Here is an 8,656-nt window from a genome sequence, read left to right on the forward strand (position 1 = left end):
AAGCTGTTCGGGCTGTAGTTCCTGCAACAAAATGTTCTATTAACTTTAATTGTTTTTCTCGGCTTAATTTACTTCGTTTCATAACTAAATTATAACAAATTTAAGTTATCTAGGACAGCCCCTAAAAGTATTAATATATAGTAATAATTTTATATTTTTTAACGAGGTTTTTTTATGGAGTTAAAAGTACTGAATAAACAAAATAATTCAAGAATGTGTATTGTATGCGGATTTAAAAATACTTTGAGTTTAAAAGCGGAATTTTATGAATTGGAAGATAAATCATTATGTGCATTGGTAACTTTCAAAGATGTACATCAAGGCTATCCATCAAGAGTGCATGGAGGAATATTGGCGGCTATATTAGATGAAACTATAGGCAGAGCTATGATGCCTTATACTGGCGAAGATAAATGGGGAGTTACTATGACTCTAACTACAAAATATAAAAAACCTGTACCTATTAATGAAGAGATTAGAATAATAGGTAAAATAACTTCAGGAGATGGAAGAATATTTGAGGGAGAAGGATATATACTTCTTAATGATGATAAAGTAGCTGTTACTGCTAAAGGAACATATATATGTATGGGACTTGAACAAATAGCAGAAATGGATCCCAACAGCGAAGAAGATTGGACTGTTGAGAAAAAAGAAACCGATCCTAAAATAATAAGTATTCCTTAAAATTTTATTAAAGGCTTACAATATGAATAAAAATTCGTTATGTCATATAGCAGTGGAAAGGACAGTATTTTATCCCTTTATAGAATGATAAAAAGTAGATATTCTCTTCAATTATAATAACTACTATACCTAAATGCTGAATTATTTGAAGCTTTAGGAAAATGTTTTGATTTCCTTATATTCCCATAAATACTACAAATTATACCTATAGAATAATTTGTATAGAAGAATATATTGACTTAAATGGTAATTATATATAATAATTTACCCAAACAAAATAAAATTACTTGACTTATCCTTATATATATTATCTATATAAAGAATATGTAAACAGTGATATATATACTAATACAATATAAGAGGCTTTTGGTGTAGTAAAAAGAATCTTCTACGCAATATATCATAAAGTAAGCAAAAATCATTTACAAAAATATTTAAATGAAATAGTTTATAGATATAATAATAAAGATAAAAATAACTTTGACAAGTTTGAATTATGCTTATATTATATGAATAATAGATCAAAATATGAGAACTTAATAAATAGAGCCTATAGGCAAAGATAATAAATTCGATGAAGTTATAAGCAGTATTTTGAATGTTAATGTAAAAGATTTGTATTATAAGAAAGATAAAGTTTCTCTATTTTAGTTTTATTTATAGTTTTTTAATAAATATCATTTACATAATTTTAATCTATGTTAAATTAGCCATTATGAAAACTAAGAGATTGACACAAATCGTTATAGACAGTCCACAGTCCACAGTCCACAGTCCACAGTCCACAGTCTTAAAAAAATACACCTTACATCTAATGTCTTTTCTTTTGGCGTTACATCAATTTTTTATTTTGATGATAAATGTTATAACTAGAAATATAGCATTTTATTATAAATAAAGGAGATTTTTAAATAATGAAAAAATTTTTAATTATATTGTTTAGTATAGCTTTTATAATAGGATGTAATAACAGTGATAAGATAGGAATAGTAGATACAAGTAAAGGAATAGAACAATTTGCAGGGAAATATGAAGGTGATAATGTCACTACGGAAAAAACAAAGGCAACAGTTGCAATTAAGCAATACGGTTCTATGATTATTACTGGAAACTATAATGAGGAATAATAGAGTAATGATCAAAATGATCGAAAGTTATAAAAAAGTTCCTCTTAAGAATAAGGATAATGAAATTATGGCTAACAATATATATCTAAAATATAGTGATGAAGAAAAAGATAGGGTCAGACTCAATTCCAGTATAAAAGAATTAAAGAAAAATTTTCCTGATATTTTTCAAGACATAGAAGATAATAATTACAAATTACACTTATTATTAGAAGAGTGTTTTATAGAAAATTATAATAATACTTGCTATTTTACAAATGCATCACATACATATATAGATAAAAAAGGTGCGGAAAGAGAATCAAGAAAATTATATTTAAGACCTAAAAAGACAAGATTTTTGGAAGATAATATCAGTGATGATTTAACTTTATCTTTTAGAGGATATATAAGAGAAGGATTCTTTGTTATAAATGAAATATCTATTATAGGTAATTATGAAGGATGCAAAGAATTTGAGACAGAAATAAATGTTATTCCTCATCATACTAACATCCCACAATTATATAGAGGGGATTATTTAAATAACTTAATAAACAATACAGAATCAATAAGAGAGCATTTAAATACTAATCTTAAAAATTGGGAAGAATATTTAAATTGGAGAGAAGAACTTGTAAAGATAAGATTGGTAGGTATAAAATATTTTAATTACTATTATAATGAAGAAAAACAGCTTATAGTATTTCATTTAGCTGCACCATCAAAGAATGATTTTGATAAAATAAGAAGATATTTCAGAAGGGAAAGTGTAAAAGTATTTGATAATAAGTATTCTACAAATGGATGGGTATTTCATTTTAATGAAAGAAACAAGAGTGGAAGGAATGCTGTAAGTTTAGGTAAGTTCTCTATGATAATAAAAGAAATGCATTATAAACCTTCTGCAAAAGAAGTAGAGGAATTAAATAAACAATTGCAAAATAAAAAAGAAAAAGGAATAGATTTTAAAGTACCTGAAGATTTTAAAGAAGATATAGAGTCAATTTCAGATAATCCTTATTTTATAGAAATGGCTTTTGAATTAGATGAAGATACTTTAGACGATATAAAAGACAGGGATTTACCAAAAGAAGAAATAAAAGACTATATTCATGAAAATATATTTAAATATTTCAATGCTGATGGTTTTATAGCATTATCAGCTGTAGGAGATTTTGCTTTAATAAGAAGACTTAGAGAATCAATAGCAAGTTTAAAAAGAGATGAAGGTTATTGTCCTAATCTGCCATTATGGCTATTTGATATAAAAAAAGCAGAAATACCAAATATTAACGACATAACAATAGATAAATGGCTGAATAAAGGAATAGAAACTAATGGCGGTCAAAATATGGCTGTAAGAAAAATGCTTGCCACTAAAGATGTTTGTTTAATACAGGGTCCTCCTGGTACAGGTAAAACTACAGTTATAGCTGAGGCAATATATCAATTTGCTTTAAGAGGTGAAAGAGTATTAATAGCTTCTCAAACTAATTTAGCTGTTGATAATGCTTTAGAGAGATTAGCAAAAGAGCCTATCATAAGAGCTATAAGACTTAATGCTCAAAAAAGTACAGAAGATATTGAACACATGACTGAAAATAAAGTATTGGGGTTCTTTTTCAGCAATATATCTGATAAATTAAAAAATCAATATTTAAATAATTGGGAAGCAAATGAAAAAATTGTAAATAATTTGGACTTATATTTGAGAGATATTAATCAGTATCTATCAAGAATAGATCAGCATACAATTGACTTAAATAATTTGAAAGAAGAAAAAGATAAATTATATAATAAAATAAATAATTTAAATGAAGAGATTAATAATATAAAAAATAAAAATAATGATTTAAATAAAATAAAACATCAAATTAATCTTTTTTCTAAATTTATAAAAGAAAATAATGATATAGAATTTGTACTTCCTAAAGATTATATTAATTTAATATTAAATAGTATAAATGATAAACTTTATTCTTTAGAAAATATCAAAATTGATACACTTAATCTTAATATAGATAATATGTCAGAAGATATACTTACAAGAGGATTAAAAGATATTTATAAAAATATTAATTACTTTTATAATATGAAGAATGATATAGAATCTTCCAGTAATACTACAAACTCTCCTGAAGTACTGCTTTTAGAAAATAAATTAAATGAGACAAAAGATAAAATGAATGATCCTGATATATCTGATTATGATTTTGATAAACTTTTAGAAGAATTTAAGAAGATTAAAAAAGAAAGAGCAGAATTAAAAATTAATAGTTTTGAATTAAAAGAAACTTATAAAGCTTTATTAAATGAAAGTATAATAAATGAATATAACAATTCTAATAATACTGATATCATAAAAGAATATATAAATAAAAATATTTCAAAAATAGATGCAATAAAAAAAGTATTTGATAATATAGAAGAATATTCTAATAATTATAAAAATTCATTAAAAGTAGAAGATATAAAAGAATTAGAAAATAAATTAACAATAGCTGATGGCAGAATAAGAACTATAGATGAAGAAGAATCTAATTTCAGAAAAAGTCTAAATGAAGATAATAAAAAAATAAGAAATATTAAACAAGAAACAAATATTCCAGATGAAACCCCTAATAATGAAATTTATAATGTTTTATCTAAAAATAGAGATAAAGCTAAAAATATTTTAGAGAATCAAAAAGAGTTTAGAAACAAATTTGCTTCTTTTATAAAAGACTTTAATGAAAGATTAGAAAAAATAGATATAAATTATGAAAACGAATATTTTAAAGATACATATATAAATTCCTGTAATGTAGTAGGTATATCATGTACTGAAAATACTAAAACATTGGAAGATAAAGGCTTTAATGCATTTGATGTTGTTATAATAGATGAGGTTAGTAAAGCAACACCTCCTGAATTATTAATGCCTATGCTTAGAGGAAAAAAAGTAATACTTGTAGGCGACCATAGACAGCTTCCTCCTCTTTTTGGAGAGTATGAAAAATCATATAAAGAAATTATTGAGACAATAGAAGATACAGATGAAAATAAACAGGTAAAAAGCATTCTTACAAATGAAAATTTCAATAAATATGAGAATATGGTAACTTCTTCAATATTTAAATCATATTTTGAAGAAGCTCCTAAAGAAATAAAACATTCTTTACTAATACAGTTCAGAATGCATAGCCATATTATGGGAATAATAAATAGATTCTATGAAAACAGATTGAAAGCAGGTGTACTAAAAGATAAAGAAGATACAGTTAAAGACCATCAATTAGAAATAAAAAAGACAGATGGAAGCTCATTTATTAGAAGCGACAGGCATGCATATTGGATAGATTCTTCCGAAATAAAATTATCACAAAATAACAAAAATCCTATATATGAATCTACAACTCAAACAAGCACATCTATTCATAATGTACTTGAGGCACATATAGTTATAGAATTATTAAAGCAAATAGCAGCAGCATATAAGAAATTGAATTTAGAAAAAAAGATTCAAGTTGGGGTAATAAGTTTATATCAATTGCAGGTTAATAAAATAAGAGCAATGCTAAAAAATGAGAGAAAACAATTTGATTTTTCTGCTATAAATATAGATATTAATACAGTTGACAGATTTCAAGGTAAAGAAAAAGAAATAGTAATAGTAAGTTTAGTAAGAAACCCTCAAACAGGGGTATCTCATTCTAAACATATTACCGCTTTTGAAAGGGTGAATGTTGCTTTTTCAAGGGCTCAAAATGCTTTAATAATAGTAGGAGCAAAAAATCTATATGAAAAATTACCTGTTGAGCTTCCTAATATGGATAGAGCAGGAATAACAAAAAGAAAAGTATATAAAGAAATACTTGACTATTTGTATAGAAATACATGTGTTTTTGAAAGTAATACTGTAATAGATTATAAAAAAGCTAATACAATACTAAATGAATATAATAATAGTTCTAAAAAATAATAAAAGATAATAGCAGATAATAAAGGAAATAATTTATGAAAGAAATATCATCAATATCTTTTTCTAAACCATATATAAAATATGATTCTATTGTATATCATTTTACATCAAGAAAATCCACAGCTATAGAATGGGTTATATTAGAATTAATAAATAGATACCATAATGACAATGAATACAGTTCTATATCCATTAAAACAATACTTGAGAATATGCTTTTTATACCTGATTCTGATATTTTGGTATTACCATCTCTTATAGAATTGATTAATTTAAATGCTATAGAAAGTGATTTTAATATAAATGAAAATACATCTTTAAGCAGTATTTCATTATCTCAAATAAGGCTTACAGATTTAGGAAAAGAACTTCAGTCAAAAGGATTAATACCGGGAAAAGAATCAGATGATATTGTTTCTTTTATTTATGATATAAGTGAAAATAAATTTAACTTATATGATGATAAACTTAAATTTGATAATTCTCCCAAAGGTATAAAATTGGTAGTAGAAGATAATTACTATGAAGAAGATAATGCTATATTTGATTTTAATATAGCAAAATCTATAATAGAAGTATTAAAAAATAAAAATAAATTTTCCTGGCTTCAGCCTACTTCAGAAATAAGAGATATTGAAAGAGGCAGTTCTGTTACTCTTTGGAAAAATTTTAATGACAGAATAAATTTACTTGAAAACGGAAAAATAGAATTAAAAGATAAAAAAGATAATGAAGATTTTAATAAATTATTGATAGAAAAGATAGATAGTGTAGAAACATTACAAAATAATTATAATGCTTATTTAGACTTATATGATTTTAATTATAATAATTTCTCTAAAATACTTAATATATATGAAACTTCAAAAATTGATGAAAAATTAAAAAATATATTAAGCAACAAAGATTTTGTTATTATAAATAATAAATTATATAAAGATGAAATAAAATCTAACTCTAATCTTTTATTGGTATACGGAAATGATAATTTTTATATAGACATAAAAGATAAAAAAATGACTTTATATATTGAAGATGATATGATACTAGAAAATTGTATTGCATTAAACAAAGATAAAACTAATGCATGCATATCAAACTTTAGAGTTCATAATGATTTTGGGAAAAGTGTCATTAGTTTAGGATATTCTATTTCTTATCAAAATGATTTTAATGAAATTATTTCAAACTTAATAAATAAATACCAAACAAAAGATAAAAGAATATTATTAATATCTCTCCTTATTGGAGGAATTGAAGTATTTAGAAATAATTTTTTAGACTCATTTAATTATATAGAAAAATTTGATGATGCTCTAAACTTTATGAGTGATATTATTGATAATGCTAAACAATTAAAATTAGATAATAATCAAGTTGTCAATATTATTAATCATATACTTTCAAATAATAAAAAAGTTAATGATGTAAAAACTATAAACTTATTGGTAGCCTATTTGACTCCTATAGTTAATAGTAAAATATTAGATAATAATGCAATTTCAAAAATATATTTAAGCATTATAAAAAAGAATAATATAAAGTCTATAGATTATGATGATTTGAATGCTTTATTTGTTTATTTAAAACATATAAAAGTAGAAATTAAAGATATTGACAGTGTATCTAAAAACTTATATAAAAATGCATTTATGGATATGATGAAGAAATATATCTCTAATACAGAATACAGATTTGAAGAATATTCATCTATAGAAAAATCTATTAATAGTTTTGCTAATAATATAAAAAGCATAGAAGAAAGCTTAAAATCAAAATCAGGAGATATTTATAAGAATATATCAGTTTCAGTATTAAGTCCTAAAATAATAGAGTATTATAAAACTTCTAAAGATAAGGATAAAATACTTAATAATTTAAATAATATAGATAAAATATTAAAAGAGGTATCATCAAAACTGGAAATTAAAGAAGAAGATTTCAGAAAAAATGGTATAATTAATACAGCATTGGAAAATATAAAATCAGCAGTTTATAAGTTAAATGATAAATCAATAAATAATTTCAGCAAAGTTTATGCAGTCGATACAAATGTACTTATGAATGAGCCTAAAATATTTGACTATATAGACAGCAAAACTCTTTTGGTAATACCGCTTACAGTTATAGAAGAATTAGATATATTAAAAAAAAATGAAGATGAAAATATAAAATTTAAAGCCAGAGAAGCTATAAGAAATATAGAAGATAACAATAATAAGGCAAATATAAGAAAAGAAGATTATGATAAAAGTATACTTCCTGAAAGTTTTGATAAAAATAAGAATGATAATAAAATATTAGCTACTGCAATGAAGTTTTTAGCTAAAGATGCTGTTCTTATCACAGATGATAATAATTTAAAAGTTAAATCAGATGCTCAAAATATTAAATACATTTCTTTAGAAGACTTCAAAAAGAATAATTCTAATAAGAAAGATGTAAGTCAAAAAGATAATAATAAAAAGAATGATAACAAAAACAATAAGAATAAAAAGTAAAGGTGGAATTTATGAGTTCTAAAAAACAGTATATTTATGAATTAGAAAGAAAAATGCGGGAGCAAATAGAAAGACAGAATGCTCAAAGAGATGTAATGAATGATCTTGCCAGACATAGAGAGTCTATACAAAATATTGTTAATGAAGGACTTAATAAATATGTATCCATACAAAATCTAAAGGAAGAAATTCAAAATATAGAAAGAATTGTTAATACAGATCCTTTTGAAGCAAGAAATTTAAGTTATGAATTATCTTCTGATATAAATTATTTAATAAATGTGGCATTAAATAGAAAAATAGAACAAGAGAGAATAATAAGAGAGCAAAAGGATAAAAATAAGCAGTCCATTTTAGATTATTTTAATAAGACTATAAGTGCTATAAATGATATTATT

Annotated in this window: 5 protein-coding genes and 2 pseudogenes; 6 read left to right on the forward strand and 1 reads right to left on the reverse strand. The window is 23.7% G+C overall.

The window, feature by feature from the left end:
• Positions 1-82: pseudogene (locus tag Q1J76_RS08200) on the reverse strand (IS1595 family transposase); the annotation flags it as partial.
• Positions 83-174: 92 nt separating this feature from the next.
• Here Q1J76_RS08200 and Q1J76_RS08205 point away from each other — a divergent pair.
• From Q1J76_RS08205 to Q1J76_RS08225, 6 genes and pseudogenes are all read left to right on the forward strand, one after another.
• Positions 175-687, forward strand: coding sequence for a PaaI family thioesterase (locus Q1J76_RS08205; RefSeq protein ID WP_300369564.1), 513 nt, complete (start codon positions 175-177; stop codon positions 685-687).
• A gap of 377 nt (positions 688-1,064) precedes the next feature.
• Positions 1,065-1,253, forward strand: a pseudogene (locus Q1J76_RS12520) (transposase); the annotation flags it as partial.
• A gap of 348 nt (positions 1,254-1,601) precedes the next feature.
• Positions 1,602-1,814: a hypothetical protein gene (locus tag Q1J76_RS08210; protein WP_300369566.1), complete on the forward strand. Its 213-nt coding sequence runs from the start codon at positions 1,602-1,604 to the stop codon at positions 1,812-1,814.
• Between the two features lie 7 nt (positions 1,815-1,821).
• Positions 1,822-5,757 carry an AAA domain-containing protein gene (locus Q1J76_RS08215; RefSeq protein ID WP_300369568.1) on the forward strand — a complete coding sequence of 1,312 codons (3,936 nt, stop codon included), beginning with the start codon at positions 1,822-1,824 and terminating at the stop codon, positions 5,755-5,757.
• Between the two features lie 35 nt (positions 5,758-5,792).
• Positions 5,793-8,258, forward strand: coding sequence for a PIN domain-containing protein (locus Q1J76_RS08220; protein ID WP_300369570.1), 2,466 nt, complete (start codon positions 5,793-5,795; stop codon positions 8,256-8,258).
• 11 nt (positions 8,259-8,269) lie between these two features.
• On the forward strand, positions 8,270-8,656 hold a 387-nt coding region (locus tag Q1J76_RS08225; protein WP_300369572.1), incomplete at its 3' end, for a hypothetical protein.

Source organism: Brachyspira sp., from assembly GCF_029258575.1.
Lineage (GTDB): Bacteria > Spirochaetota > Brachyspiria > Brachyspirales > Brachyspiraceae > Brachyspira.